This window comes from Streptomyces sp. HM190, from assembly GCF_009857135.1.
GTDB classification, from domain to species: domain Bacteria; phylum Actinomycetota; class Actinomycetes; order Streptomycetales; family Streptomycetaceae; genus Streptomyces; species Streptomyces heilongjiangensis.
The window spans coordinates 1,670,807-1,696,685 of record NZ_CP047318.1 but is presented as its reverse complement, the minus strand read 5'-3'; the positions used below and the strand labels follow the sequence as shown (position 1 = coordinate 1,696,685).

The 25,879-nt window shown below is 72.5% G+C and carries 26 protein-coding genes and 1 pseudogene; 14 read left to right on the top strand and 13 right to left on the bottom strand.

What is annotated here, in order from left to right; all coding sequences use genetic code 11:
• Positions 1–98 precede the first annotated feature (98 nt).
• The 4 genes and pseudogenes from GSY65_RS06920 to GSY65_RS33220 all read left to right on the top strand — a co-directional run bounded on the left by GSY65_RS06920 (position 99) and on the right by GSY65_RS33220 (position 3,448).
• Positions 99–1,487 carry an aldehyde dehydrogenase family protein gene (locus GSY65_RS06920; RefSeq protein WP_159766475.1) on the top strand — a complete coding sequence of 463 codons (1,389 nt, stop codon included), beginning with the start codon at positions 99–101 and terminating at the stop codon, positions 1,485–1,487.
• A 114-nt stretch (positions 1,488–1,601) separates the two neighbouring features.
• A complete protein-coding gene (locus GSY65_RS06915; protein ID WP_159766474.1) occupies positions 1,602–2,687 on the top strand; it encodes a Zn-dependent alcohol dehydrogenase in 1,086 nt (361 codons plus the stop codon).
• A gap of 232 nt (positions 2,688–2,919) precedes the next feature.
• Positions 2,920–3,285, top strand: a pseudogene (locus GSY65_RS33660) (MFS transporter); the annotation flags it as partial.
• A gap of 1 nt (position 3,286) precedes the next feature.
• Positions 3,287–3,448 (top strand): hypothetical protein, encoded by a 162-nt coding sequence (locus GSY65_RS33220; RefSeq protein ID WP_201452465.1) that lies wholly within the window; start codon positions 3,287–3,289, stop codon positions 3,446–3,448.
• A gap of 123 nt (positions 3,449–3,571) precedes the next feature.
• On the opposite strand, the gene GSY65_RS06905 is transcribed toward GSY65_RS33220, so the two are convergent.
• Together GSY65_RS06905 and GSY65_RS06900 are read right to left on the bottom strand one after the other, a co-directional pair.
• Positions 3,572–4,564 carry a DMT family transporter gene (locus tag GSY65_RS06905; protein ID WP_159766473.1) on the bottom strand — a complete coding sequence of 331 codons (993 nt, stop codon included), beginning with the start codon at positions 4,562–4,564 and terminating at the stop codon, positions 3,572–3,574.
• 260 nt (positions 4,565–4,824) lie between these two features.
• Positions 4,825–5,469 (bottom strand): TetR/AcrR family transcriptional regulator, encoded by a 645-nt coding sequence (locus tag GSY65_RS06900; RefSeq protein WP_159766472.1) that lies wholly within the window; start codon positions 5,467–5,469, stop codon positions 4,825–4,827.
• 63 nt (positions 5,470–5,532) lie between these two features.
• Here GSY65_RS06900 and GSY65_RS06895 point away from each other — a divergent pair, with 63 nt between their 5' ends.
• The 5 genes from GSY65_RS06895 to GSY65_RS06875 all read left to right on the top strand — a co-directional run bounded on the left by GSY65_RS06895 (position 5,533) and on the right by GSY65_RS06875 (position 9,651).
• On the top strand, positions 5,533–6,684 hold the full coding sequence (locus GSY65_RS06895) for an acyl-CoA dehydrogenase family protein (RefSeq protein ID WP_159766471.1): 1,152 nt from the start codon (positions 5,533–5,535) through the stop codon (positions 6,682–6,684).
• Between the two features lie 72 nt (positions 6,685–6,756).
• Positions 6,757–7,044, top strand: a complete 288-nt coding sequence (locus GSY65_RS06890; RefSeq protein WP_159766470.1) for a YiaA/YiaB family inner membrane protein — start codon at positions 6,757–6,759, stop codon at positions 7,042–7,044.
• A gap of 160 nt (positions 7,045–7,204) precedes the next feature.
• Positions 7,205–7,831: a TetR/AcrR family transcriptional regulator gene (locus tag GSY65_RS06885; protein ID WP_159766469.1), complete on the top strand. Its 627-nt coding sequence runs from the start codon at positions 7,205–7,207 to the stop codon at positions 7,829–7,831.
• A gap of 378 nt (positions 7,832–8,209) precedes the next feature.
• Complete coding sequence (locus tag GSY65_RS06880) at positions 8,210–8,905, top strand: glycoside hydrolase family 11 protein (RefSeq protein WP_159766468.1); 696 nt, start codon at positions 8,210–8,212, stop codon at positions 8,903–8,905.
• 107 nt (positions 8,906–9,012) lie between these two features.
• Positions 9,013–9,651, top strand: a complete 639-nt coding sequence (locus GSY65_RS06875; protein ID WP_201452767.1) for a polysaccharide deacetylase family protein — start codon at positions 9,013–9,015, stop codon at positions 9,649–9,651.
• Positions 9,652–9,809: 158 nt separating this feature from the next.
• Here the strand turns inward: GSY65_RS06875 and GSY65_RS06870 are convergent, their stop codons facing one another.
• Complete coding sequence (locus GSY65_RS06870) at positions 9,810–10,271, bottom strand: MaoC family dehydratase (RefSeq protein WP_159766467.1); 462 nt, start codon at positions 10,269–10,271, stop codon at positions 9,810–9,812.
• Between the two features lie 139 nt (positions 10,272–10,410).
• On the opposite strand from GSY65_RS06870, the gene soxR reads away from it, so the two are divergent.
• Positions 10,411–10,887, top strand: a complete 477-nt coding sequence (gene soxR, locus GSY65_RS06865) for a redox-sensitive transcriptional activator SoxR (protein ID WP_159766466.1) — start codon at positions 10,411–10,413, stop codon at positions 10,885–10,887.
• A gap of 365 nt (positions 10,888–11,252) precedes the next feature.
• Positions 11,253–11,774 carry a hypothetical protein gene (locus GSY65_RS06860; protein WP_159766465.1) on the top strand — a complete coding sequence of 174 codons (522 nt, stop codon included), beginning with the start codon at positions 11,253–11,255 and terminating at the stop codon, positions 11,772–11,774.
• 111 nt (positions 11,775–11,885) lie between these two features.
• On the opposite strand, the gene GSY65_RS06855 is transcribed toward GSY65_RS06860, so the two are convergent.
• Positions 11,886–12,488: a hypothetical protein gene (locus tag GSY65_RS06855; protein WP_159766464.1), complete on the bottom strand. Its 603-nt coding sequence runs from the start codon at positions 12,486–12,488 to the stop codon at positions 11,886–11,888.
• A gap of 346 nt (positions 12,489–12,834) precedes the next feature.
• On the opposite strand from GSY65_RS06855, the gene GSY65_RS06850 reads away from it, so the two are divergent.
• Positions 12,835–15,669 (top strand): penicillin acylase family protein, encoded by a 2,835-nt coding sequence (locus GSY65_RS06850; RefSeq protein ID WP_159766463.1) that lies wholly within the window; start codon positions 12,835–12,837, stop codon positions 15,667–15,669.
• Between the two features lie 42 nt (positions 15,670–15,711).
• Here the strand turns inward: GSY65_RS06850 and GSY65_RS06845 are convergent, their stop codons facing one another.
• Both GSY65_RS06845 and GSY65_RS06840 read right to left on the bottom strand, forming a co-directional pair.
• A complete protein-coding gene (locus GSY65_RS06845) occupies positions 15,712–17,079 on the bottom strand; it encodes a serine-threonine protein kinase (RefSeq protein ID WP_159766462.1) in 1,368 nt (455 codons plus the stop codon).
• A gap of 154 nt (positions 17,080–17,233) precedes the next feature.
• The gene (locus tag GSY65_RS06840; RefSeq protein WP_159766461.1) at positions 17,234–18,487 is read right to left on the bottom strand and encodes an exo-beta-N-acetylmuramidase NamZ family protein; all 1,254 of its coding nucleotides are present in this window, start codon (positions 18,485–18,487) and stop codon (positions 17,234–17,236) included.
• Positions 18,488–18,711: 224 nt separating this feature from the next.
• On the opposite strand from GSY65_RS06840, the gene GSY65_RS06835 reads away from it, so the two are divergent.
• Together GSY65_RS06835 and GSY65_RS06830 are read left to right on the top strand one after the other, a co-directional pair.
• Positions 18,712–19,473 carry an SDR family oxidoreductase gene (locus tag GSY65_RS06835; protein ID WP_159766460.1) on the top strand — a complete coding sequence of 254 codons (762 nt, stop codon included), beginning with the start codon at positions 18,712–18,714 and terminating at the stop codon, positions 19,471–19,473.
• A 151-nt stretch (positions 19,474–19,624) separates the two neighbouring features.
• A complete protein-coding gene (locus GSY65_RS06830) occupies positions 19,625–20,218 on the top strand; it encodes a TetR/AcrR family transcriptional regulator (protein ID WP_159766459.1) in 594 nt (197 codons plus the stop codon).
• Between the two features lie 252 nt (positions 20,219–20,470).
• Here GSY65_RS06830 and GSY65_RS06825 read toward each other — a convergent pair whose 3' ends face one another.
• The 7 genes from GSY65_RS06825 to GSY65_RS06795 form a co-directional block, all read right to left on the bottom strand.
• Positions 20,471–21,685: an acyl-CoA dehydrogenase family protein gene (locus GSY65_RS06825; protein WP_159766458.1), complete on the bottom strand. Its 1,215-nt coding sequence runs from the start codon at positions 21,683–21,685 to the stop codon at positions 20,471–20,473.
• Between the two features lie 6 nt (positions 21,686–21,691).
• On the bottom strand, positions 21,692–22,738 hold the full coding sequence (locus GSY65_RS06820) for a phosphotransferase family protein (protein ID WP_159775671.1): 1,047 nt from the start codon (positions 22,736–22,738) through the stop codon (positions 21,692–21,694).
• A gap of 184 nt (positions 22,739–22,922) precedes the next feature.
• Positions 22,923–23,834, bottom strand: coding sequence for an MBL fold metallo-hydrolase (locus GSY65_RS06815; protein ID WP_159766457.1), 912 nt, complete (start codon positions 23,832–23,834; stop codon positions 22,923–22,925).
• Between the two features lie 305 nt (positions 23,835–24,139).
• The gene (locus tag GSY65_RS06810) at positions 24,140–24,436 is read right to left on the bottom strand and encodes a hypothetical protein (protein ID WP_159766456.1); all 297 of its coding nucleotides are present in this window, start codon (positions 24,434–24,436) and stop codon (positions 24,140–24,142) included.
• 135 nt (positions 24,437–24,571) lie between these two features.
• Positions 24,572–24,895 (bottom strand): DUF202 domain-containing protein, encoded by a 324-nt coding sequence (locus tag GSY65_RS06805; protein ID WP_159766455.1) that lies wholly within the window; start codon positions 24,893–24,895, stop codon positions 24,572–24,574.
• A complete protein-coding gene (locus tag GSY65_RS06800; RefSeq protein ID WP_159766454.1) occupies positions 24,892–25,284 on the bottom strand; it encodes a YidH family protein in 393 nt (130 codons plus the stop codon). Before GSY65_RS06800 ends, GSY65_RS06805 begins: the two co-directional genes overlap by 4 nt.
• A 10-nt stretch (positions 25,285–25,294) precedes the next feature.
• Complete coding sequence (locus GSY65_RS06795; RefSeq protein WP_159766453.1) at positions 25,295–25,840, bottom strand: NUDIX hydrolase; 546 nt, start codon at positions 25,838–25,840, stop codon at positions 25,295–25,297.
• Positions 25,841–25,879: the final 39 nt, after the last annotated feature.

Sequence of the window (25,879 nt, the reverse complement as noted above, 5' to 3'; positions counted from 1 at the left end):
GACGGGGCGGTCGTCACAGCCCTCCGCTCTGGTGCCGGAAAACTATCAGAGCTAGTTTTTGGTGCGGACCACTCGGCGGCGCGGCGGAAGGCACCACGATGAAGGCACACGACGGCATGTACATCGGCGGCGCCTGGCGGCCCCCCGCCGGCACCGACACGATCGAGGTGGTCGACCCGGTCGACGAGCGGGTGATCGGCCGGGTCCCGGCCGGCACCGCCGCCGACATCGACGCCGCCGTACACGCCGCACGGGCGGCCCTGCCGGGCTGGGCCGCCACACCGCCCGCGGAGCGCGGCGCGGTGATCGGCGCGCTGCGGGACGTGCTCGCCGCGCGCCGGGAGGAGATCGCCGAGACGGTGACGGCGGAGCTGGGCACGCCGCTGCCGTTCTCCCGGAAGGTGCACGCCGACCTGCCGATCACGGTCGCGGGCTCGTACGCCGAACTGGCCGCGACGCACACCTTCGAGGAGCGGGTCGGCAACTCGACCGTGCTCCACGAGCGCATCGGCGTCGTCGGCGCGATCACCCCCTGGAACTACCCGCTCCACCAGATCGTCGCCAAGGTCGCCCCGGCTCTCGCGGCGGGCTGCACGGTCGTCCTGAAGCCCGCCGAGGACACCCCGCTCGTCGCCCAGCTGTTCGCGGAGGCCGTGCACGAGGCGGGGGTGCCCGCAGGGGTGTTCAACCTGGTCACCGGTCTCGGCGTGGTCGCCGGACAGGCGCTCGCCGCGCACGACGGTGTCGACATGGTGTCCTTCACCGGCTCGACCGCGGTCGGCCGCGGCATCGGCGCCACCGCCGGCGCGGCGATCAAGAGGGTGGCGCTCGAACTCGGCGGCAAGTCGGCCAACGTCGTCCTCCCGAGCGCCGACCTCACCAAGGCGGTCACCGTGGGCGTCGCCAACGTCATGTCCAACTCGGGCCAGACGTGCAGCGCCTGGACCCGGATGCTGGTGCACGCCTCCCACTACGACGAGGCGGTCGAGCTGGCCGCGGCCACTGCCGCGAAGTACGCCGAGCGCCTCGGCCCGCTGGTCAACGCCAGGCAGCGGGACCGGGTACGCGGATACATCGAGAAGGGCATCGCCGAGGGCGCCCGGTTGGTCGCGGGCGGCCCCGAATCGCCGCGGGAGAAGGGCTACTTCGTGAGCCCCACCGTCCTGGCCGACGTCACCCCCGGGATGACCGTCGCGCAGGAGGAGATCTTCGGCCCGGTGCTGTCCGTCCTGCGGTACGAGGACGAGGAGGACGCGCTGCGCATCGCCAACGGCACGGTGTACGGGCTCGCCGGTGCCGTCTGGGCCGCCGACGAGGCCGAGGCGGTCGCCTTCGCCCGCCGCATGGACACCGGCCAGGTCGACATCAACGGCGGCCGCTTCAACCCGCGGGCGCCGTTCGGCGGTTACAAGCAGTCGGGGGTGGGCCGTGAACTGGGCGCCCACGGCCTGGCCGAGTACCTCCAGACCAAGTCCCTCCAGTTCTAGGGCGTGTTGTGAAAGTCCCGTCTGCCCTGGACCGCCGTTCCCTGCGCCGCCCCTCCCAGCCGCCCCTGCCCGTTGCCGCCGCCGTCGCCTCTGCCGTAGGAGAGTCGTTCCGTCATGACCGTTCGAGCCGCCGTACTGCCCGCCGTCGGGGCGCCGTTGGAGATCGCCGGGATCGAGCTGCCGGAGCCCGGGCCCGGCCAGGTCAGGGTGCGGCTCGCCGCCGCCGGGGTCTGTCACTCCGACCTGTCGCTGTCCGACGGGACGATGCGGGTGCCGGTGCCCGCCGTGCTGGGCCACGAGGGCGCGGGGACGGTGCTGGCCGTGGGGGAGGGGGTCACCCATGTCGCGCCCGGCGCCGGAGTGGTCCTCAACTGGGCCCCCTCCTGCGGGAGGTGCCACGCCTGCTCGCTCGGCGAGGTGTGGCTGTGCGCGAACGCGCTGTCCGGTGTGGGCGACGTGTACGCCCGGCGCGCCGATGACGGCTCCGACCTCCACCCCGGCCTGAACGTTGCCGCGTTCGCGCAGGAGACGGTGGTGGCCGCCGGGTGCGTGCTCCCCGCCCCGGACGGCGTCCCACTCACCGACGCGGCGCTCCTCGGCTGCGCCGTCCTGACCGGGTACGGGGCGGTGCACCACTCGGCGCGGGTGCGGGAGGGTGAGACCGTCGCGGTGTTCGGCGTGGGCGGGGTGGGGCTCGCGGCGCTCCAGGCGGCGCGGATCGCGGGCGCGTCACGCATCGTGGCGGTGGACGTCTCCCCGGCGAAGGAGGAACTGGCGCGGACGGCCGGGGCCACGGAGTTCGTCGTCGCCTCCGCGGACACCGCCCGCGAGATCCGGGCGCTGACCGGGAAGCAGGGCGTGGACGTCGCCGTGGAGTGCGTCGGACGCGCGGTCACGATCCGTACGGCCTGGGAGTCCACGCGGCGGGGCGGGCGCACGACGGTCGTGGGCATCGGCGGCAAGGAGCAGCAGGTCACCTTCAACGCGCTGGAGATCTTCCACTGGGGGCGCACGCTGTCCGGCTGCGTGTACGGCAACTCCGATCCGGCGCGGGACCTGCCGGTCCTCGCCGACCACGTCCGGGCCGGCCGTCTCGACCTCGGCGCGCTGGTCACGGACCGCATCTCGTTGGACGACATCCCGGCGGCCTTCGACGCCATGCGCGCGGGCAGGGGCGGCCGGGCGGTGGTGACGTTCTGACCCTGACCCGCACACGTATCCGCAGATGAGGAGCGCCGGGCGCGGCCGCAGGGCGCTTTCCCGGGGGCGCGGGCACTGCGCGAGCGCTCGCGCCGCACCCGCGCCCGCCGACGAACCCCCACCCCCTCGGCCGCCCGGCCCCCAGAACCCACCCCTGCACACCCGCTGACCGACATACCGCCCGGTCAACGCGTTCCCAGGAGCGTCCCCGCACCCACCGGAGTGTGCACGCATGGACACCGCTCCCTCTCCCCGTCCCCAGCAGCCCGACCCCCGCCACCGCCGCAAGGTCGCCACGGCCGCGGCCCTCGCCTAGGCGGTCGAGTGGTACGACTGCTTCGTCTTCGGCATCGCCGCGGCCCTCGTCCCCGGCGATCTCTACTTCCCCGCCGGCAGCTCCTCCGCGGGCGTCCTCGCCACGTTCGCCACCTTCGCCGTCGGCTTCCTCGCCCGCCCCCTCGGCGGCATCGTCGCCGGTCACCTCGGCGACAAGCGCGGCCGCAAGCCGATGCTGGTCCTGGCCCTCACCCTGATGGGCCTCGCCACCACCGGCATCGGCCGCCTCCCCACGTACGAGACGATCGGGATCGCCGCTCCTGATGGTGCTGCTCCTGGAGGCCACCGGCACGTCGATGGCGGTGTCGGCGTACATCATCGCGCTCTCGGTGGTGGCGCTCCTGTCGATCAGGGTGCTCGCCCGCCCGGCGGGCGAGCGTACCGAACCGGCGCCACGGGAGGAGCCGGCGGAACAGGTCGGTTAGCCGGGGCGCCGGCCGTGTGACGAACCGCTCCGCGAACGGCCCGTCGGACGGCCCCGCGAACGGCCCGTCCAACGGCCTGTCGGACCGCCTCCCGCGCGGCCGGGCGGTTCCCCCGCCGCCCCGTCAGGCGGTCTGATCGCGCTCGGGCCGTGGCTCCGCAACCGTGTCCGGGGCCACGGCCACCGCCACGCCCGCCGCCGCGTCCGGGGCGCCCGCCGCTGCCCGCGGCCGGGACCGTGACACCGCCACACCCGCCAGGCACAGCCCGCCACCGGCCAGGGTGAGCGGCCCCGGTACCTCGCCGAGCGCCAGCCATGACATGAGGACGACCAGCGCGGGCACGGCGTACGTGGTGGCGCCCATCCGGCTCGCGGTCGTACGGGACAGGGCGTACGCCCACGTCGTGAACGCCAGCGCGGTCGGGAAGACGCCCAGGTAGACCATGTTGAGCGTCGCGGAGAGCGGGGCGTCGGCCGCGTCCCGCACCAGTTGCCCGGCGAACGGCAGGCACAGCACCGCGCCGACGAGACAGCCGAAGGTGGTCACCTGCAGGGCGCTCGCCGAGCCCAGCGGGGGCTTCTGCGCGACCACGCCGCCCGCGTACGCCACCGCCGCGAGCACGCACAGCACGACGCCCAGCACCGACGCGCCGCCCTCGCCGGACATCGACAGACCGACGGCGACGGCGCCCGCGAACGACACCGCCATGCCCGCGAGCAGCCGGGGAGGCATGGGATCGCCCAGCAGCCGGGCGCCGAGCAGGGCGATCAGGAGGGGGCCGATGTTGACCACCAGCGCCGCCGTACCCGCGTCGACCTGCTGCTCGCCCCAGTTCAGGGCGACCATGTAGAACCCGAACCAGAGCGCCCCGGACACCGCGATCCCCCGCCAGGCGGTCCGCGGCGGCAGGCCCTCCCGGCGCACCGCCCAGATCAGCCCGAGCGCCACCGCTCCCGACGCGAGCCGGCCCAGCGCCAGCGCCCCCGGCGAGTACGCCTGCCCGGCGCTGCGGATGGACACGAAGGCCGACGCCCACAGCACGACGGTCACCAGGGCGGCACCGCCGGCGAGCAGCTCGGCACGACGGGCGGGACGGACCCGGGAGTTCTCAGCCATGCCCCGACCCTAGGCGGGCGCCCCCACAGAGGGCTCGCGATTTTCGGACACGGGGATCCCGGCCTCGGGCACCCTTCCCGCTGCCAGGGCGTGTTTCGAAAGTCCCGTCTGCCCGGCGGCGTCCGGCACGCTCGCTCGTCGCGTTGTCGGGGTCGCCCCGATGCCACCAGTGCCGGGGCGACCCTCCGCGGTGCGATCGCACGCACCGGACGCCGCCGGGCCTGCCCTTCGGGCAGACGACGCTCCTTTCGGATCCAGCCCTAGGACCCCGGCCGCACGACCCGCTCGTACTGCGCCGCCAGCCCCTCCAGCAGCGCGTTCAGGCCCGTTTCGAACGCCCGCTCGTCCACCTTCTCCTGCTGCTCGGCCAGCAGATGCGCCTGACCGAGATGCGGGTAGTCCGCCGGGTCGTACGCACTCTCGTCGTCCACGAACCCCCCGGCGAACGACCCGAGGGCGGACCCCATGATGAAGTACCGCATCAGCGCCCCGATGGACGTGGCCTGCGCCGCCGGCCACCCCGCGTCGACCATGGCGCCGAAGACCGCGTCCGCGACCCGCAGCCCGGCGGGCCGCCGTCCGGGCCCCCGCGCGAGGACGGGCACGATGTTCGGATGGTCGCGCAGGGCGCTCCGGTAGGAGAGCGCCCAGTCGTGCAGCGCGGTGCGCCAGTCGCGTCCGTCCTCGAACATCGACAGGTCGACCTGGGCGCTCACCGAGTCCGCCACCGCCTCCAGGATCTGGTCCTTGGTGCGGAAGTGGTTGTACAGCGACGGCCCGCTCACTCCCAGCTCGGCCGCGAGCCGCCGGGTGGAGAGGGCGGCCAGCCCCTCCGCGTCGACCAGGTGCCGTGCCGTCTCCACGATGCGGTCGGTGCTCAGCAAGGGCTTGCGCGGTCGGGCCATGGCGCACATAGTAGGGGTGCGTCATTAAACTAGCAGTGATAATTAAAGGAGGGGTGAGCCGTCGTGAACCTGGAGCTCAGCGAGGAGCAGACCGCCGTCCGCCGACTCGCCCGGGACTTCGTGGAGCGCGAGATCGCCCCGCACGTCGTGGAGTGGGACCGCGCCGAGAGCGTCGACCGTTCGCTCGTGAAGAAGCTCGGCGAGGTCGGCTTCCTGGGGCTCACCGTCGACGAGGAGTACGGCGGCTGTGGCGGCGACCACCTCGCGTACTGCCTGGTCACCGAGGAACTGGGCCGCGGCGACTCCTCCGTGCGCGGCATCGTCTCCGTCTCCCTCGGCCTGGTCGCCAAGACGATCGCGGCCTGGGGGAGCGACGAGCAGAAACGGCGCTGGCTGCCGGGGCTGACGTCCGGCGAGTACGTCGGCTGCTTCGGCCTGACCGAGCCCGGCACCGGCTCCGACGCCGGCAACCTCGCCACCCGCGCGGTCCGCGACGGCGACGACTTCGTCCTCGACGGCACCAAGATGTTCATCACCAACGGCACCTGGGCCGATGTCGTCCTCCTCTTCGCCCGCTCCACCGACGCCCCCGGCCATCAGGGCGTCACCGCGTTCCTCGTCCCCGCCGACACCCCCGGTCTCACCCGCCGCACCGTCCACGGCAAGCTGGGCCTGCGTGGCCAGGCCACCGCCGAACTGGTCCTGGAGGGCGTCCGCGTCCCCGCCGCCGCGATACTCGGCCCGGAGGGCAAGGGGTTCACCGTCGCCATGTCGGCGCTCGCCAAGGGGCGGATGTCGGTCGCCGCGGGCTGCGTCGGCATCGCCCAGGCCGCCCTGGACGCGGCCGTCCGGTACGCGGGTGAGCGCGAGCAGTTCGGCCGGCCGATCGCCCACCACCAGCTCGTCCAGGAACTCCTCAGCGACATCGCGGTCGACGTGGACGCCGCCCGGCTGCTGACCTGGCGCGTCGCCGACCTCGTCGACCGGGGCCTGCCCTTCGCCACCGAGGCGAGCAAGGCCAAGCTCTTCGCCTCCGAGGCCGCCGTCCGCGCCGCGAACAACGCCCTCCAGGTTTTCGGCGGCTACGGCTACATCGACGAGTACCCGGTCGGCAAACTCCTGCGCGACGCCCGCGTGATGACCCTGTATGAGGGCACCAGCCAGATACAGAAGCTCCTCATCGGGCGGGCGCTGACCGGGGTGTCCGCGTTCTGAGTACCGGGAGCGGTCCCCGACTGAGTATCCGCGCGGATGTGGCGCGCCCCACATCCGCCGACCCTGGTCCCCATGAGTGAGACACCGGTCAAGCAGCAGAACACGGCCGCCTTCTACGGGCAGGCCGTCGCGTCGTTCGCCGTCGCCATGGCGGCCACCGGCATCGGCATCTACCAACTGGACGCCGACGTCTGGGTCCGCGCCTTCCTCGCCATCGCGGTCCTGTACCTCGTGACCTCGGCCTTCACCCTCGCCAAGGTGATCCGCGACCGGCAGGAGGCCGGGCAGATCGTCAGCCGGGTCGACCAGGCCAGGCTGGAGAAGCTCCTCGCCGAGCACGACCCCTTCGAGAAGCTCTGACGCCCTTTCCCGCCGTGTGCGAGGCGCGCCCGGCCCCGCGCCCCCGCCCGGCGGCGTACCCCGCGCCCCCACTCACGCACCCCGCTGAGCGGGCACTCTAAGCGCTCGCTCACCCTCGGCGGTATGGTGGTGCCCGGCCATGGGAAGGGGCGAACGATCGATGAGTACGGCGGAGGAGACGGCGGGCGGCGAGCCGCAGCCGTGGGGCGAGGTCAGCCCGGACGCGGCCCGGCGGCTGCTGGTGGCCGCCGTGGAGGCCTTCGCCGAGCGCGGGTACCACGCCACGACGACCCGTGACATCGCGGGCCGCGCCGGCATGAGCCCGGCCGCGCTCTACATCCACTACAAGACCAAGGAAGAGCTGCTCCACCGGATCAGCCGCATCGGCCACGAGAAGGCCCTCGACGTACTGCGCAGCGCCGCCGACTCCGAGGGGACCCCGGCCGACCGCCTCGCGGAGGCCGTGCGCTCCTTCGTCCGCTGGCACGCCGGGCAGCACACCGTCGCCCGTGTCGTGCAGTACGAACTCGACGCGCTCGGGCCCGACGCCCGCGCCGAGATCGTCGCCCTGCGCCGCCAGAACGACGCGGCCGTCCGCGGCATCATCGAGGACGGAGTCGCCGCAGGCGACTTCGACGTGCCCGACGTCAAGGGCACCACGGTGGCCGTGCTCTCCCTGTGCATCGACGTGGCCCGCTGGTTCAACGTCAACGGCCCGCGCACCCCCGACGAGGTGGGCGCCCTCTACGCCGACCTCGTGCTGCGCATGGTGGGCGCCACCCAGTAGGCGTGCGGGCCGGCGCGCCCGTACCCGCACCCCCGTACCCCTACCCCCGTACGTCCGCGCGTCCGGCGCGTTCTGGTCTTGCGCTCCTGCGGTCTTGCGGTCCTGCTGCCAAGGCCCGATGGCCGCACGGCATGGTTCGGGAGAGTCTTCGAAACATTCGAAGATGGTGGACGGGCTTTTGATCTTCACATTCCGGGGTCTCGCGGGGCATGTTTCTTCATGGTGGCGCAAACGGCAGCTGAACAGGCAGAAGGCCGCTTCTTCGGTCCGCTTTCCCCGGCGAATGTTTCGGGATCATTGCCGAAACCATTGACAGTTGACAGGGTCAGCTCAACACTCCCCGTGACAGTGCCCCACGAGAGGGAGGAAGCACGCCAGATGAACGACGCACCCGCACCCGTGCCCGGCACCCCCAGCCGCAGGCTGTTCCTCGGCGGCGTCGGCGCCACCGCGCTGGCCGCCGCGACCACGCTCGCTCTGCCCGGCTCCGCCCACGCCGACACGGTCGTCACCAGCAACCAGACCGGAACGAACAGCGGTTTCTACTACTCGTTCTGGACCGACGCCCCGGGCAGCGTCTCCATGACGCTCGCCAGTGGCGGCACCTACCGCACCTCCTGGCGCAACACCGGCAACTTCGTCTGCGGCAAGGGCTGGAGCAACGGATCCCGCCGGACGGTGACCTACTCCGGCAGCTTCAGTCCGTCGGGCAACGCCTACCTCTGCCTCTACGGCTGGACCTCGAACCCGCTGGTCGAGTACTACATCGTCGACAACTGGGGCAACTACCGGCCCACGGGGACCTACCGCGGCACGGTCAACAGCGACGGCGGCACGTACGACATCTACCGGACCACGCGGTACAACGCCCCGTCCGTCGAGGGCACCCGCACCTTCGACCAGTACTGGAGCGTCCGCCAGCAGAGGCGGACCGGCGGCAGCATCACCACCGGCAACCACTTCGACGCCTGGGGCCGCGCCGGCATGCCCCTGGGCAGCTTCCGCTACTACATGATCATGGCGACCGAGGGCTACCAGAGCAGCGGCAGCTCCAGCATCACGGTCGGCGGTTGACGATGACCGTTCCCTTCCAGGCACCTTCGTCGGCACGTCCCCCGGCGCGGCCCTCCTCCCGGCGCCGTTCCCTGCGCTCCCTGGTGGCGCTCCCGGCCGCCGTCGTGATGGCCGCCGTGGGCGCCCTCACCGCCGGCACCGTCACGCCCGCAGGGGCCGCCGGGGCCGCCGCCTGCAACGGGTACGTCGGGCTCACCTTCGACGACGGCCCGACCGGCAACACCCCGGCCCTGCTCAACGCGCTGCGCCAGAACGGGCTGCGGGCCACGATGTTCAACACGGGCCAGAACGCGGCGGCCAACCCGGGCCAGGTCCGCGCCCAGGTCGCCGCCGGGATGTGGGTGGCCAACCACAGCTACTCCCACCCGTATCTGACCCGGCTCTCCACGGCGCAGATCGACTCGGAGATCGTCCGTGCCCAGCAGGCCATCGCGAACGCGGGCGGCGGCACCCCGCAGTTGTTCCGGCCGCCGTACGGGGACACCAACGCGACGGTGAAGTCCGTCGCGGCCCAGCGAGGGCTGACCGAGATCCTGTGGAACGTCGACTCGCAGGACTGGAACAACGCGAGCGCGGACGCGATCGTGCAGTCCGTCGGCCGGCTCACCAACGGGCAGGTCATCCTCATGCACGACGGGCCCGCGAACACGCGGGCGGCGATCCCGCGCATCGCGCAGACGCTCGCCGCCCGCGGGCTGTGCGCCGGGCGGATCTCGCCGCAGACCGGACGCGCCGTGGCCCCCTGAGGCCCCGTAGCGGGGTCACGCCCCGGCGGGCGAAGCCCGCCGGGGCTCACCGCGGCACCCGTGGCGCGGCGGTTCCTCATCTCCGCCGCGCCACACCACCGGTTCGGCCGGGCCCCGTCACCGGCCCGGTCGGTACTCGGTGGGGCCCCGTCGCCGGCTCAGAAGTAGTAGCGCGACACGGACTCCGCCACGCACACCGGCTTGTCCCCGCCCTCGCGCTCCACGACCACCGCGGCGGTCACCTGTACGCCGCCGCCGGCCTCCGTGACCTGCTGGAGGGTCGCCGTGGCCCGCAGTCGGGACCCCACGGGGACGGTTGCCGGGAACCGGACCTTGTTGGTGCCGTAGTTGACGCCCATCTTCACGTTGTCGACCTTGAGCACCTGGGGCACGAGCAGCGGAAGCAGGGACAGGGTCAGATAGCCGTGGGCGATGGTCGTCCCGAAGGGGCCCGCGGCCGCCTTCTCCGGGTCGACGTGGATCCACTGGTGGTCGCCGGTGGCCTCCGCGAACAGGTCGATCCGCTTCTGGTCGACCTCCAGCCAGTCGCTGTACCCCAACTGCTCGCCGACCGCCGCCCTCAGCTCCTCGGCGGACGTGAAGATCCTCGGCTCTGCCATGTCCCTGCCTCCCGCATCCCGGATGCCACCGCATCCGCGTCAACCCTGCCCCATGTGGCTAAGCAACTGCTTAGCATGGTCGGGTGGGCGAGTCCTGTCAACGCGCGGCGACACCGCCCGGGTGGGTAGGCTCGGAGGGGTGCCCCAGATTCCTGAGAAGATCCACGAGTTGACCGTCGGCCAGCTGTCCGCCCGTAGCGGTGCCGCCGTCTCGGCCCTGCACTTCTACGAGTCCAAGGGGCTGATCCGCAGCCGCCGCACCACGGGCAACCAGCGCCGCTACAGCCGTGACACCCTGCGCCGCGTCGCCTTCATCCGGGCCGCGCAACGGGTCGGCATCCCGCTCGCCACGATCCGTGAGGCGCTCGCCGAACTCCCCGAGGAGCGCACACCCACCCGGGAGGACTGGGCGCATCTGTCCGAGGCCTGGCGCTCCGAGCTCGACGAGCGGATCAAGCAGCTCAGCCGGCTCCGCGACCACCTCGCCGACTGCATCGGCTGCGGCTGCCTGTCCCTGGCCACCTGTGTGCTGTCCAACCCCGACGACGCCTTCGGCGAACGGCGGACCGGCTCCCGGCTCATGGTCGAGCACCGGACCACCCCACCGGCCGAGTAGCGCTCAACGCCCCCTGGCAGCCCGTGGCGACCCCCGGCATCCGGTCGACGGCGTACGGGCCCTCGTGCAGCTCTGGTGCGAGGGGCGGTTCGCCGTCGGGCAGGTCGGTCGGCCCCGCGGTGTCCAGCCGGCGCACCCGGCCGCCGATCTCCGCGGAGACGTCGTCGTGGACCAGACGGCCGGGACCGGCGCGGGTTCAGCGCCTCCGCGGTGACGCGCGGCGTCGACCTCCGGAACCCCTGGGGCGCTCAGCTCGGTTTCATCGGCCCCAACTGGCCTTACGGGGAAGGGGGCGAGCGACGTAATTTGGCACTGGTGAGGTCACGCGCCCCGGAGCGCCGGGCCCGGTACGAAGAGGAACGCCGATGAGCGTCGTCATATGTTCGCTGAAGTGGGAGAGTGCGCGCTCGGGGGCCCAGCGGGTCAGCTACGACCCGGACGGCTACCACCTGGTGCGCTTCCCCTACGGCGAGTCGGAGGAGTCGTACGACCCGTGGGGGATGCACGACCCGGCCAACGGCGGTGACACCCCGTCGGAGTTCCCCGACCCGCGTTCCGGGCTGATCTGGCCCAGCCACGACGGCTGGGGGGTGCTCTCCGCGATGGTGTTCTGGGCGGCGGACCCGAAGACGCTGGAGTACCGGGCCCGCTTCGTGCGCGACCCGCTCGACATGACCGACAGGAGATACGACTCCACGGCCACCACCGACAGCGCGCTGACCCGGGGCGGACAGTTCCGCACCTACCTGTGGCAGATGTTCGTCAGCACGGGCACACCGGTCGGCCTGAAAGTCTCCGCGCGCGGGCCGGGGGACACCAGGCGCTCCACGTCGCTCACCCTCGCCGAGTTCAAGCTCGCCATCCACACGGACGTCCAGGAGCCGTAGCCGACGGCACCGGCCCGCAGAGGCCGCGATCCCCGGCGCGGGGCGCGGACGCGGTCGCCGACACGCCGTACCGGCACGGGGGTGCGGCATCCCCGGCGCACCCCCGCCGTGCTACGCCGACACCAGCATCCGTACGCGCCTGGTCCCGGCCAGGGCCTCGGGTGTCAGCACCGGTCGGGGCACCACGATTCCGCACTCCGTGCAGACCGGGCCCGCGGACGGTTCGTGGGCCAGGTCGTACCTCCAGACGAGGCGCTCGCCGTCGCACACCGGGCAGGTCGAGCCCGGTTCGCGCTCCAGCGCGGCGATCAGCCGGCGCAGCACCTCCGCGAGGGGTCCGTCGGGGTGGACCGTCGGGTCGTCGCACCAGGCGACACCGAACCCGCCCCAGGTCAGCCGGTGCCAGTCGTCGACACTGCCCGGCCTGCGCAGCCCGTCGTGCTTCTCCTTCTTGCGGCGCTGCGCGAACTGCACCTCGTAGTCGAGCCAGACGGAGCGGGCCTCCTCCAACTCGTCCAGTGCGGCCACGAGCCGCGCTGGATCGGGGTTGCGGTCCTCGGGACCGAACCCGGCCCGGGAGCACAAGTGGTCCCAGGTCGCCCGATGCCCATAAGGGGCGAACCTCTCCAGGCACTTGCGCAGCGAATAACGCCGCAGTGCCAGATCACACCGCGGATCGCGCACCTGTCTTGCCAGACTCCGGAAACCGGCCATCGCCCTGCACCTCCGTCACACCTGCACTTGTACTTCGGTCACTTCGGCGTCGTCCTCGGAACGTCGCGCGACGTCGCCGAATAGACGTATCGACACACGATTCGGCTCCATCCGATTTCCGATGACCTCCAAAAGCCGTCCACTGAGCCGTTCATGGACCGTTCCTGCCTGTGTCTGACTGCTGTCGACTTCTTCTTCCTGCTTACGACTCCTTTTGCGTACCTGTTCACGCTGTCCCTCGCCTGTGCGGTGGTGGACGGCTCCGAAAACATGACGCATGTTCACTTTCGAAGCGGGGGATACCGGCGGTAACATCCGGCCCCACCCCCCTTCGGGAGGAGCTGCCATGCCCTGGCACACCCCACGCACCTCACGCAACGCACCGGACAGAGTGAGAACTCCCCGTCGATTCCCGGAGTTCCTCAAGGCCGCCTCCGTATGTGCACTCGTTGCCGGTCTTCTGTCCCCTCTTTCCCCGGCTGCCCAGGCTGCGGCCGCCGACACCGGCACCACCCCGACCGCCGGCACCCGAGCCGCCGCGGCCGCCGCGAACGACTACTGCGGCGGCCAGTGCTCGGACATCCTGCCGCCGGGCCAGAACGGCAACGCCACCCTCGCCCAGATCCTCCTCAACCAGGCCTTCGGCAGCATGCCGGAGAACGCGAGCAACCAGCTCGGGCCCTACAACAACCTCGCCAAGGGGTACACCGGGCTCACCAACGCCACCATCAACACCTTCTTCAACGACGCCTCCTTCGGCGTCGCCTCCGACCAGGTCGCCTCCACCCTGAAGCCCGCCGGGCGCACCGACGTCACGATCGTCCGCGACAAGAAGACCGGTGTGCCGCACATCACGGGCACCACCCGCTACGGCACCGAGTTCGGCGCCGGGTACGCCGCCGCCCAGGACCGGCTGTGGCTGATGGACGTCTTCCGCCACGTGGGCCGCGGCAAGCTCACCCCGTTCGCCGGCGGTGCTCCCTCCAACCAGGGCCTTGAACAGGAGTTCTGGCGGCACGCGCCGTACACCGAGGCCGATCTGCAGGCCCAGATCGACAAGGCCGTCGCCTCCAACGGCGACCGCGGCCGCCAGGCCCTCGCCGACGTCAACGCCTACATCGACGGCATCAACGCCTACATCGACGCCTCCGACAGCGGCCGCTACTTCCCCGGCGAGTACGTCCTGACCGGCCACAAGGACTCCATCACCAACGCCGGCACCATCGAGAAGTTCAAGCCCACCGACCTGGTCGCCCTGGCCTCCGTCATCGGCGCCCTCTTCGGCTCGGGCGGCGGCGGCGAGGTCAACAACGCCCTCTCCCTGCTCGCCGCACAGGAGAAGTACGGCGTCACCGAGGGCACCAAGGTCTGGGAGTCCTTCCGCGAACGCAACGACCCCGAGGCCGCCCTGACCGTCCACGACGGCAGCTTCCCCTACGCCGTCAAGCCGGCCGACCCGCAGGGCATGGCGCTGCCCGACAACGGCGCCGTCACCGAGGAACCCCTGGTGTACGACCGCACCGGCAGCGCGGCCGGCGCCACCGCCAAGGGCGTCTCGTCCACGGCCACCGACAGCGCCCTCAGCTCCGCCCGGCGCGGCATGTCCAACGCGCTCGTCGTCGGCGGCAAGCACACCGCGAGCGGCAACCCCATCGCCGTGTTCGGCCCCCAGACCGGCTACTTCGCCCCGCAGTTGCTGATGCTGCAGGAGATCCAGGGCCCCGGACTCAGCGCCCGCGGCGCCTCCTTCGCCGGCCTGAGCATGTACGTCGAACTCGGCCGCGGCCAGGACTACGCCTGGAGCGCCACCACCTCGGGCCAGGACATCATCGACGCCTACGCCGTCGAGCTGTGCCAGGACGACGTCCACTACCTGTACCACGGCACCTGCACGCCGATGGAGAAGATCGAGCAGACCAACGCCTGGAAGCCCACCACCGCCGACTCCACGCCGGCCGGCTCGTACCGCATGCAGGTCTGGCGCACCAAGTACGGCCCCGTCACCCACCGCGCCACGGTCGGCGGCAAGAAGGTCGCCTACACCACACTGCGCTCCTCGTACATGAACGAGGCCGAGTCGATCATCGGCTTCCAGATGCTGAACGACCCGGACTACGTGAAGGGCCCCGAGACCTTCCAGAAGGCCGTCCAGAACATCAACTACACCTTCAACTGGTTCTACGCCGACTCCCGGCACACCGCGTACTACAACAGCGGCGACAACCCGGTGCGCGCCGCGGGCGTCGACGCCGAGTTCCCCGCGTGGGCGCGGGCCCCGTACGAGTGGCGGGGCTGGGACCCGGCCACCAACACCGCCGACTACACCCCGCCCTCCGAGCACCCCCACTCCATCGACCAGGACTACTACATCTCCTGGAACAACAAGCAGGCCAAGGACTACCCCTCCGCTCCCTGGGGCAACGGCTCGGTCCACCGCGGCAATCTGCTCGACGACCGGGTGAAGCGGCTCGTCGCGGCCGGCGGGGTCACCCGGGCCTCCCTCACCAAGGCCATGGCCGAGGCGGCCCTCGTCGACCTGCGCGCCGAGGACGTCCTCCCCGACCTGTTGAAGGTCGTCAACAGCAGCCCCGTCACCGACTCCGCCGCCGCGGCGGCCGTCGGCAAGCTGCAGAGCTGGGTCGCCTCCGGCTCGAAGCGCACGGAGACGTCCGCGGGTTCGAAGAAGTACGCCGACGCCGACGCGATCCGCATCCTGGACGCCTGGTGGCCGCTTCTGGTGAAGGCCGAGTTCGAACCCGGCCTCGGCACGAAGCTGTACGACGCGATGACCGTCAACCTCCCCGTCGACGAGGCCCCGTCGGCCGCGCACGGCCCGACCGGCTCCCACGCCGGCAGCTCCTTCCAGTACGGCTGGTGGAGCTACGTCGACAAGGACATGCGCGCGGTGCTCGGTGAGTCCGTCCAGGGTCCGCTCGGCCGCACGTACTGCGGCGACGGCAGCCTCAGCGCCTGCCGCACCCTCCTGATCGACACCCTCAAGGAGGCGGCCGGCAAGACCGCCGCCCAGGTCTACCCAGGCGACGAGTCCTGCTCGGCGGGCGACCAGTGGTGCGCCGACGCGATCATCCACCGCACCCTGGGAGGCATCAAGCACGGCAGGATCAGCTGGCAGAACCGGCCGACCTTCCAGCAGGTCGTGGAGTTCACCTCGCACCGGTGACCACCACCGGCGGCGAGTGACTCCCGTGCGGCGGCGGGCCGGTCAGACGACCTGGCCCGCCGCCAGCACGATCCGCGCCAGCTCCTGGTGACAGATGTCGCTGTGCGCGCCGGACGGCGCACCACCGCGCCGGACGACCGCCGACGCGTCGACGTTCACGCACCCGGACGTCGGCAGCCGTCCGGCGAGCGCGGCCGACAGCGGGAACGAGCGGGTGCCCGGCACCGCCCGGATCCCGCCGTAACCGAGCGCGCCCCACTTCGCGCCCAGCAGACCGTCCACGCTCAGGCCCCGCACCGTCCGCGCGTCGCCCGCCAGCCGGGACGCCAGCGGATAGATCGTCCCGAGCGCCGAGTCGTGCCGGGAGTGGCAGCACACCAGGGGGCCGTCGATCCGCTTCTGCTGCCCGTTCAGCACCCCGCTCGCCCGGGGGTCGTGCGGCAGCCGCGCCGCGAACGCGTAGTGGGAGAAAGCCGCCTGAAGGAGCGTCACCGACTTCACCGTCCGCACCCCGCGCGGCAGCCCCCGCAGGGCGAACGACACCAGGCGCGCGCCGAAGCTGTGCCCCACGAGATGGACCCGTACGTCGGGCGCCTCCTCCGCCAGCCGCCCGAGCAGCCGCCCCAGCCCGCGCTCCCCGACCGTCCCGGCCCGCCGCTTCATCGCGAAGTACGTGGCCTGGCGCAGCAGTTCACGGGCGCCGTCCCAGACCTGAGGTCCCGGAACGGCCGCACCGGTCATGACGCCGGGGGGACCGGCCGCGGACACGTCGGCGGGTGCTTCGGCCGCCGCTCCGGCCGCCTCGACCTCCGCCAGCGCCGCGGCGAACTCCGCGCACACCCCCGCCGTGTCCCCGCACAGCATCCCGGGCGTGTCCTCCGGCACCCCCTCGGCCAGCGTGTCCGCCGTGAACGCGCCCTGCGGCCCCTGCGGCGGCGCCTCCACCAGCAGCCGTACGAGCCTGCCGAACTCCTCCAACGAGGCGTCCTCGTCCGGCCGCAGCTCCAGCAGCCGTGCGATCCGCTCCACGAGTGCGGCCCGGCCCGGGAACACCTCCAGCAGCGCGTTCCTGGTGCGCTTGTCGAGCGCGGGACGCGCGGCGGCCAGCGCGGGCACCGGCGTGAAGTCCGGGATCGGCTCGTCGGAGAACCGCATCGAGGGCCACAGCACCCCGGCGTACCCGAGCCGCGCCGACGGGGCGAGCGCCGGGAACGGGGCGAAGAACCTGCTGTACAGGCCGGTGGCCCCGGACCGGTCGCTGTTCCAGCCGTGGGCGAAGACGACCAGGTCCGCCACCCCCCGCCGCACCACCCCGTCGAGCAGGCGGTCCCGCTGACCCGTGTCGACGTCACCGTCCGCGTCGAAGGTCACTTCCCAGTAAGGCGTCACACTCACGTCCGAAGCCGCCATGACGAGCCCCCTTCGACCCCGTTGGTGCGCTCAGGCGCATGGTCCTGCCAACGGCGGGGGATGGCCATACGTCACGTACGGCTCTTTCGCGCGGACGTCCCGGGTGTCGCGGAAGGCCTCGGCCTCGCGGACATCGCGAACGTCCCCGCGCGGGTCACCGGTAGAGCAGGTACTCCTCGCGCACCTTCCGGAACGCGGCGAGCTCCTCCTGCCAGCCGGCCACGACCTCGTCGGTGTCCGCCCCGGCGTCGATCATCGTGCGCACCCGCGTCGACCCGGTCAGCTTGTCGATCCACCGGTCCGGACGCCAGGCGAAGCCGCTCCACACCTTCTTCGCGGTGACGAGCAGACCGATCCCGGTGCGCACCGGGTCGTACGCCGTCCGGTCGTGGACGTGGATCTGCACGCCGCCGACGGTCTTCCCCTGGAACTTGGAGAACGTGGGCGTGAAGTACGCCTCCCTGAAGTGGGCGCCCGGCAGCCCCAGGTCGTTCGCCGCGGCCGCCCACCGCCGGTCGACGCCCTCCGCGCCGAGCAGTTCGAACGGGCGGGTGGTGCCGCGCCCCTCGGAGAGGTTCGTCCCCTCGAACAGGCCGGTCCCCGCGTACACGAGCGCCGTGTCCGGGGTCGGCATGTTGGGGCTCGGCGGCACCCAGGGCAGCCCCGAGGAGTCGTAGAACCGCGACCGTCTCCACCCGGACATCAGGACGGTCTCCAGCGGTACGGGCTCCTCCAGGAACTCCCCGTTGAACAGCCGCGCCAGCTCCGCCACCGTCATGCCGTGCGCCTGCGAGATCGGCTGCCGCCCGACGAACGTCGCGAACTCCTTGTGCAGGACGGGTCCCTGCGCCGACCGCCCGGTCACCGGGTTGGGCCGGTCCAGGACGACGAACCGCTTGCCCGCGAGCCGGGCCGCCTCCATGCAGTCGTACAGCGTCCAGATGTAGGTGTAGAAGCGGGCGCCCACGTCCTGGATGTCGAAGACGACCGTGTCCACCCCGGAGGCGGTGAAGACGTCCGCCAGGGCTCGGCCGCTCTTCTGGTACGTGTCGAACACGGGCAGTCCCGTCGCCGGGTCGTCCTGGCGGCCCTCGGAACCGCCGGCCTGGGCCGTGCCCCGGAAACCGTGCTCGGGACCGAAGACCGCCGTGAGGTCCACGCGGTCGTCGGCGTGCATGACGTCGACGATGTGGCGGGCGTCGCGGGTCACGCCGGTGGGGTTGGTGACGACGCCGATCCGGCGGCCGTCGAGGAGCCGGTAGCCGTCGGCCGCCAGGCGCTCGAAGCCGGTGCGCGGCCGGGTGGAGGCCGTTTCCCCCGCGGCCGGCGGGCCGCCGGCCGGGGCGCAGGCGGTGCCGGCCGCGGCGGCGGTGGAGGCGGCGAGGAAGGTGCGGCGGGAGAGGCGCATGGGGGTGACCTCCGGGGCGCGGGTGGGGGAAGCGGCGTCCCTGCAAGCTAAGCGCTTCCGCGGCCGGTGTGCAGACCCCCCGTCCGGCACGGCCGCTCGGGCGTTTCCCCGCATACCCGGGCGGCGGCGTCCCGGCACCCCTTCCTCAGCACATACCGACCGGTTAGTCTGACGGCGGACGATGAGCCGTTCGTGGTCGTGAGCCTCGCGTAAGGAGATCCGGAGTGGGTGTCGTGCAGGGTGCGGGAGTGGTGGTCACGGGGGCCGGGAGCGGGATCGGCGCCGCGCTGGCCCGGCGGTTCGCGGCGGAGGGCGCCCGCGTCGTCGTGAACGACCTCGACGGGGACCGGGCCAGGGCCGTGGCCGACGAGATCGGCGGCATCGCCGTGCCCGGGGACGCGTCGGAGATCGTCGCCCCGGCGCGCGAGGCGCTCGGCGGCACGGTCGACGTGTACTGCGCCAACGCGGGCGTCGCCAGCGGCGGCACCGAAGCCGCCGACGACAAGGTCTGGGCGCTCGCCTGGGACGTGAACGTGATGGCGCACGTCCGCGCGGCCCACGCGCTGCTCCCGCAGTGGCTGGAGCGCGGCAGCGGCCGTTTCGTCTCCACCGTCTCGGCGGCCGGGCTGCTCACGATGATCGGCGCGGCGCCCTACAGCGTCACCAAGCACGGGGCGTACGCCTTCGCCGAGTGGCTGTCCCTCACCTACCGCCACCGGGGCCTCAAGGTGCACGCCATCTGCCCCCAGGGGGTGCGCACCGACATGCTGACGGCCTCCGGCAGCGCGGGCGACCTGGTGCTCGCGCCGACGGCGATCGAACCGGAGGACGTCGCCGACGCGCTCCTCGACGGCATCGAGAGCGACCGCTTCCTCATCCTGCCGCACCCCGAGGTGGCCGGCTTCTACCAGGCGCGCGCGACCGACCCGGAGCGCTGGCTGACGAACATGAACCACATCCAGCGGAAGTGGGAGGCCACGGGCTGACCCGTGCTCCACCTGCCCGGCGGGCCGGACGCGGGGAGTGGGATGATCTGCGACGGGATCGTCCCCTTCCGGCCCGCCCGGCCGGGAACCGTTCGACGGTCGAGGGACGACCTGTAGGCGACGACATGACTCCGAAAGGCAGGTGGCGGAAGTGCCCAGGACGACGGACGGAGACGGTACCCCCGTCCCGCAGCGGCTGCTGGCCGCCGCCACCCGGCTCTTCGCCGAGCGGGGCTACGACCGCACGTCCGTGCAGGAGATCGTGGAGGCGGCGGGCGTCACCAAGGGCGCGCTGTACCACTACTTCGGTTCCAAGGACGACCTGCTGCACGAGGTGTACGCGCGCGTGCTGCGCATCCAGCAGGAGCGGCTCGACGCGTTCGCGGGCGCCGACGCGCCGGTGGAGGAGCGCCTGCGGGGCGCCGCCGCCGACGTCGTCGTCACCACCATCGACAACCTCGACGACGCGATGATCTTCTTCCGCTCGATGCACCACCTGAGCCCCGAGAAGAACAAGCAGGTCCGCGCCGAGCGCCGCCGCTACCACGAGCGGTTCCGCGCGCTGATCGAGGAGGGGCAGGAGTCGGGCGTCTTCTCCCGGGCCACCCCCGCGGACCTGGTCGTCGACTACCACTTCGGCTCCGTCCACCACCTGTCCACGTGGTACCGCCCGGACGGCCCGATGACCCCGCAGGAGGTCGCCGACCACCTGGCCGACCTGCTGCTGCGAGCGCTGCGGCCGTAGGGGGCGGGGCGCCTACCGGGTCGGGGGTGCGGGGTCGTCGGCGGGTGCGTGTGGGTCGTGGTTTCTCGCGCCGTTCCCCGCGCCCCTGAAAAGCCACCGGGGCTGCGCCCCGCGCTTTTCAGGACGAAGGGCGGGCCGCAGGCCCGTCGCCTTCAGGGGCGCGGGGAACGGCGCGAACCACCCCCACGCACCCGCACCCGCGGACGACCCCGCACCCCCGAGACCCGATAGGCGCCCGGCAATCACCGGAGGTCACACGTACCGCTTCAGCTCCCGCCGTGCCAGCGACCGCTGGTGCACCTCGTCCGGCCCGTCCGCGATCATCAGTGTCCGCGCCCCCGCGTACAGCTCGGCCAGCGGGAAGTCCTGGCTGACACCGCCCGCCCCGTGCAGCTGGATCGCCCGGTCGATGATGTCGACGACGGTCCGCGGCGTCGCGATCTTGATCGCCTGGATCTCGGTGTGCGCCCCCCGGTTGCCGACCGTGTCCATCATCCACGCGGTCTTCAGCACCAGCAGCCGCAGCTGTTCCACGGCGACCCGCGCGTCCGCGATCCAGTTGTGCACCACGCCCTGCTGGGCCAGCGCCTTGCCGAACGCCTCGCGGGCCACCGCCCGGCGGCACATCAGCTCGATCGCCCGCTCGGCCATCCCGATGAGCCGCATGCAGTGGTGGATGCGGCCGGGGCCGAGCCGGGCCTGGGCGATGGCGAAGCCGCCGCCCTCCTCGCCGATCAGGTTCGACACCGGCACCCGCACCCGGTCGAAGACCACCTCGGCGTGGCCGCCGTGGTAGTGGTCCTCGTACCCGAAGACCCGCATGGCCCGCTTCACGGTGACGCCCGGGGTGTCGCGGGGCACCAGCACCATCGACTGCTGGCGGCGGATGTCGGCCCCGTCCGGGTCCGTCTTGCCCATCACGATGAAGATCCTGCAGTCGGGGTTCATCGCCCCGGAGATGTACCACTTGCGTCCGCTGATGACGTAGTCGTCGCCGTCCCGCTCGATGAGCGTGGTGATGTTGGTGGCGTCGGACGAGGCCACGTCCGGCTCGGTCATCGCGAAGGCGGACCGGATCTCACCGGCCAGCAGCGGCTCCAGCCACTGCTTCTTCTGCGCGTCGTCGCCGAACTGCGCCAGCACCTCCATGTTGCCGGTGTCCGGCGCCGCGCAGTTCAGCGCGGTCGGCGCCAGCTGCGGCGAACGCCCGGTGATCTCGGCGAGCGGCGCGTACTGCAGGTTGGTCAGGCCGGCCCCGTACGTGGAGTCCGGCAGGAAGAGGTTCCACAGGCCCTGCCTGCGGGCCTCGGCCTTCAGCTCCTCCACCACGGCCGGGGTGTCCCACGGCGACGACAGCTCGGCCCGCTGCTCCTCCGCGACGGCCTCGGCCGGGTACACGTACGCGTCCATGAAGGCGAGGAGCCTGGCACGCAGCTCCTCCGTACGGGCGTCGAATGCGAAGTCCATGGTGGATCAGCCCTCCTGGGAGCCGGAACCGGAGCCGGTACGAAGAGTCGTCAGGCCGTGTTCGATGAAGACGGGGACCAGGTCGCCGATGCGGTCGAAGCCGCGGCCGACCGTCTGGCCGAGGGTGTACCGGTAGTGGATGCCCTCCAGGATCACCGCGAGCTTGAACCACGCGAACGCCGTGTACCAGGCCACGGACGACACGTCCCGGCCGGAGCGCTCGGCGTAGCGGGCCACGATCTCCGCGGGGTCGGGGTGCCCGGCGGCCGTCGCGGTCGTCGAGACGGGGGAGTCGGGCAGCCCGATCGGCACGCTGTACATCACCAGCAGACCCAGATCGGTCAGCGGGTCGCCGAGCGTGGACATCTCCCAGTCGAGGATCGCCCTGATCCGGTCGTCCTCGCCGAGCAGGACGTTGTCCAGCCGGTAGTCGCCGTGGACGATCGCCGGGGCGGGGGAGTGCGGGAGCCGGCGGCCGAGCGCCGCGTGCAGTTCGTCGATGCCGGCCAGGTCGCGGTTGCGGGACGCGTCGAGCTGCTTGCCCCAGCGCCGCAGCTGCCGGTCCAGAAAGCCCTCCGGGCGCCCGAAGTCGGCGAGGCCCACCCCGGCGGGGTCCACCGCGTGCAGCTCCACGAGGGTGTCGACCAGGCCCAGCACGGCGGCCCGGGTGCGGTCGGCGCCGAGCGGCGCGAGCTGCTCGGCGGTGCGGTACGGGGTGCCCTCGACGAAGTCCATGACGTAGAAGGGCGCGCCGAGTACCTCCGCGTCCTCGCACAGCAGCACCGGACGCGGCACGGGGACGTCCGTCGGGTGCAGCGCGCTGATCACACGGTGCTCGCGCCGCATGTCGTGCGCGGTCGCGAGGACGTGGCCGAGCGGCGGACGCCGGACGACCCACCGGGTGACGCCGTCCGTGACCTCGTACGTCAGGTTCGACCGCCCGCCCTCGATCAGCCGGCCCGTGAGGGGACCGGCCACCAGTCCGGGCCGCTCCGCGTCGAGCAGGGCGCGGAGCCGGTCGGGGTCGAGACCTGGCGGGTCGTCTGGGCGCATCATTGCTCCTACACGCGGGGACAGGGTAACCAGACACATGATGCCGACCGGTCGGTATGTCGTCCAGTGGGTGAGGCGAAAGTGATCGGTGTCTCCACGGGATCCGGCCGCGCGAGCCGGATCCCGAAACCGGTGCCGCCACCCCGGGTGCGGGCCCCTTGGGCGCCCGCGAGCCGGCCGGGCGTCACGCGTGGCAGGTCATCATCTCCCCGCCGTTGACGGCCGCCATGTCCATGAACCCGGCGAACGGGTCCACGCCCTCGCCTTCGGGCAGCCCGTCCAGCTCGGCGTAGGCCCGGTGCAGGTTCGCCACCAGCCGCTCGCTCTCGGGGAGCGCGGCGAACTCGCCGAGATCCGTGGTCCGGGCCGCCTCCAGAGGGGTGAGCCCCGCCGCACGGGACCTCTCGGCGACCTCCGCCACGAACCGCGTGTACCGCTCGGCCCGGTCGAACGCCGACGGGTCCGTCACCGGCCCGTGCCCCGGTACGACGGTCTCGGCACCCAGCTCCCGCATCAGCGCCAGGGCCCGCAGCGAGCCGCTCAGCGACCCCATCAGGAAGAACGGCGTACCGCCCTCGAACACCAGGTCCCCGGCGAACAGGATCCTCCGGTGCGGCAGCCAGACCAGCGAGTCGCCGACCGTGTGCGAGACGCCGGGATGGATCACCTGCGCCTCGATGTCCCCGACGTGCACGGTCATCCGGTCGTCGTACGTCAGGTCCGCGCCCCGGACGCCGACGTCGCCGAAGTCGGTCTGCGGCCACAGCAGATGCAGGTGCTGCCCACTGGCCAGGGCCTCCCGGCGGCAGGCGGAGTGCGAGACGAGGGTGGCGGCCGGTGTGAAGAACCCGTTGCCGTAGGTGTGGTCGCCGTGGTGGTGGGTGTTGACCAGGAGGCGCGGAGCGGGGGCGCCGGTCGCGTCGAGCGCGGCGCCCAGCGCCCGGGTCCGGCGTTCCGTCGCGGCGGTGTCCACCAGCAGGGTGGTCGTCCCGTCGCTCACGAACCCGGAGTTGTTGAGACACCATCCGCCGTCCGGCTGCACATACGCGTACACGTCGCTCGCCAGCTCGACGGTGTACGGCTCCGCTGCGGTCATCGTGCTCCCCTTCATCCCCCCGAAAGGTCCAACTGGTGCTCAGAGCCTGCCAGTCGGCGACGACCCACCGGAATCCGGGGTACGGGGGGACATCGGGTGGCCGCTCGGGGCACCGCCCCGAGCGGCCACCCGGGCCCTCGCTGGTGCCGCGTCAGGCAACGTTCGCCCCGTCGCGACGCCCGGCACGCACTCTCGCCGCACCGGGCACAAGCCCGAGTACATCCCGTACGAGGACGTACGCCCGGCACGCCGGGAGCACGCACCGGACGCCGCTCCTTGAGGGGCGAACGTTGCCTGCCGCGGCACTAGTGGTCGTCCCAGTGCCCGTCGTGCGGCGCGTGGCGGTGGCCGTCGTGGACGTAGTCCACGTGGTCCCCGTGCGCGACCGCCGGGTGCCCGCATCCTTCGCCGTGCTCGTGGGGGTGCCCGGCGTGCTCCGTGTGACCGCTCGGCTCGCACTCGTCCCAGTGCCCGCCGTGCTCGCGGTGCAGATGCCCGTCGTGCGCGTAGTCGGTGTGGTCGCCGTGCGGCACGGCCGTGTGTCCGCATGCGGGGCCGTGGGCGTGGTCGTGGAGGGGGTGTTCCCGGTGCACGGTGGTCATGGTGCTGCTCACCTTCAGTGGTGCGGGGGTGACCGGACCAACGTAGGCACACAAGTCCCTGTTCTTCCTCCGCGAAACCTCATGCGCACCCCGAGCCTCGGCCACGGTTCACCCTCCCGCCGGGCAGTCCCGCGCTCAGAGCACCAGGGCCACACCGCACACCGCGAGGGCGACCGCGCACAGCACGGCCGTGACGGCCGCACGGGGCGCGAGAGCGACGGGCCGGGGGGCCGCCAGGGCGCCGATCCGGCGGTGGGCGAGCCCCAGGAGCCCCAGCCACACTCCCGTGCACAGGGCGGCCGCCACGATCCCGGACGGCGGGGCGCCGCCGTGCAGCGCGGACTTCACGGCGAGCACCGCGATCACCGCTCCGGTGAGGGTGGTACGCCGCCACGCCAGCCGGGTCCGCTCCGGCTGGAGCCCCGGATCGCGCTCGGCGGCCGCGCGGGGAGGGGTCACCCCTCCCACCCCAGCAGCACCAGGGCCACCATCGCGATCGCGACGACGGCGACGACGAGGCCCAGCGCGGCCGGGAAGCGGGACACCGGCAGATCCTCGCCGCGCCGCATCGCCCGTTCGCACCGCACCCAGTGGTTCACCGCCCGCAGCGCGCACAGCACCCCGGCACCGAGGAGGGCGAGCGCGAGTCCCACCCGCCACCCCCAGCGCAGGTCCGGCAGGAACTGGTCCACCGCGAACCCGCCGCCGATCAGTGCCAGCGCGGTGCGCAGCCACGCCAGGAACGTCCGCTCGTTGGCCAGCGAGAACCGGTAGTCCGGCGTCCCGCCCTCCTCGCGGATCTCCTCCGGCGCGAACCAGAGCCGGACGTTCCGCACGAATTCGATCACCCGAGGGACCCTACCCGTCGCCCCCGCCGGCCCCGGTCCCCGCCCCCGTGCCCCCGGACCGCCGCAGCCGCTCCCACGCGGCCAGCCCGTCCGGCACCCACTCCCACTCCCGCAGCCGCCGTTCGATCTCGGCCTCGGTCAGGAAGCCGTACCAGTCGACCTCCTCGGCCTGCGGGTCCACCGGCAGCTCGCACCGCACCTCGTACACGGCCGACCACCAGGACCGCCCGGCCCCGTCGTCGTACAGGAACGTGAACAGCGGCACCGGCCGGGGCAGGCCACGGACCCCCAGCTCCTCCTCGGCCTCGCGCAGCGCCGCCTCGTCGTAGGACTCGCCGGCGCCTACCACCCCGCCCACGAACATGTCGTACAGGGAGGGGAAGACCAGCTTGGTGGCCGTCCGGCGGTGGACGAAGATCCGTCCCTCGGCGTCCCGTGCCCGTACGAACACCGCCCGGTGCCGCATCCCGCGCGCGTACACCTCCCCGCGCGGGGCCTGTCCGATGACCTGGTCGTTCTCGTCCACGATGTCGAGGATCTCGTCGGCGGCGCTCATGTCCCCATCCAACCAGGCCGGCCCGCGCGCCGCGGGCGC

Coding starts and splice junctions, on each gene's coding strand:
- GSY65_RS06920 (WP_159766475.1), top strand. CDS start 99: ATGAAGGCACACGACGGCATGTACATCGGCGGCGCCTGGCGGCCCCCC.
- GSY65_RS06915 (WP_159766474.1), top strand. CDS start 1,602: ATGACCGTTCGAGCCGCCGTACTGCCCGCCGTCGGGGCGCCGTTGGAG.
- GSY65_RS33220 (WP_201452465.1), top strand. CDS start 3,287: ATGGTGCTGCTCCTGGAGGCCACCGGCACGTCGATGGCGGTGTCGGCG.
- GSY65_RS06905 (WP_159766473.1), bottom strand. CDS start 4,564: ATGGCTGAGAACTCCCGGGTCCGTCCCGCCCGTCGTGCCGAGCTGCTC.
- GSY65_RS06900 (WP_159766472.1), bottom strand. CDS start 5,469: ATGGCCCGACCGCGCAAGCCCTTGCTGAGCACCGACCGCATCGTGGAG.
- GSY65_RS06890 (WP_159766470.1), top strand. CDS start 6,757: ATGAGTGAGACACCGGTCAAGCAGCAGAACACGGCCGCCTTCTACGGG.
- GSY65_RS06885 (WP_159766469.1), top strand. CDS start 7,205: ATGAGTACGGCGGAGGAGACGGCGGGCGGCGAGCCGCAGCCGTGGGGC.
- GSY65_RS06880 (WP_159766468.1), top strand. CDS start 8,210: ATGAACGACGCACCCGCACCCGTGCCCGGCACCCCCAGCCGCAGGCTG.
- GSY65_RS06875 (WP_201452767.1), top strand. CDS start 9,013: ATGGCCGCCGTGGGCGCCCTCACCGCCGGCACCGTCACGCCCGCAGGG.
- GSY65_RS06870 (WP_159766467.1), bottom strand. CDS start 10,271: ATGGCAGAGCCGAGGATCTTCACGTCCGCCGAGGAGCTGAGGGCGGCG.
- GSY65_RS06860 (WP_159766465.1), top strand. CDS start 11,253: ATGAGCGTCGTCATATGTTCGCTGAAGTGGGAGAGTGCGCGCTCGGGG.
- GSY65_RS06855 (WP_159766464.1), bottom strand. CDS start 12,488: ATGGCCGGTTTCCGGAGTCTGGCAAGACAGGTGCGCGATCCGCGGTGT.
- GSY65_RS06850 (WP_159766463.1), top strand. CDS start 12,835: ATGCCCTGGCACACCCCACGCACCTCACGCAACGCACCGGACAGAGTG.
- GSY65_RS06845 (WP_159766462.1), bottom strand. CDS start 17,079: ATGGCGGCTTCGGACGTGAGTGTGACGCCTTACTGGGAAGTGACCTTC.
- GSY65_RS06840 (WP_159766461.1), bottom strand. CDS start 18,487: ATGCGCCTCTCCCGCCGCACCTTCCTCGCCGCCTCCACCGCCGCCGCG.
- GSY65_RS06825 (WP_159766458.1), bottom strand. CDS start 21,685: ATGGACTTCGCATTCGACGCCCGTACGGAGGAGCTGCGTGCCAGGCTC.
- GSY65_RS06820 (WP_159775671.1), bottom strand. CDS start 22,738: ATGCGCCCAGACGACCCGCCAGGTCTCGACCCCGACCGGCTCCGCGCC.
- GSY65_RS06815 (WP_159766457.1), bottom strand. CDS start 23,834: ATGACCGCAGCGGAGCCGTACACCGTCGAGCTGGCGAGCGACGTGTAC.
- GSY65_RS06810 (WP_159766456.1), bottom strand. CDS start 24,436: ATGACCACCGTGCACCGGGAACACCCCCTCCACGACCACGCCCACGGC.
- GSY65_RS06795 (WP_159766453.1), bottom strand. CDS start 25,840: ATGAGCGCCGCCGACGAGATCCTCGACATCGTGGACGAGAACGACCAG.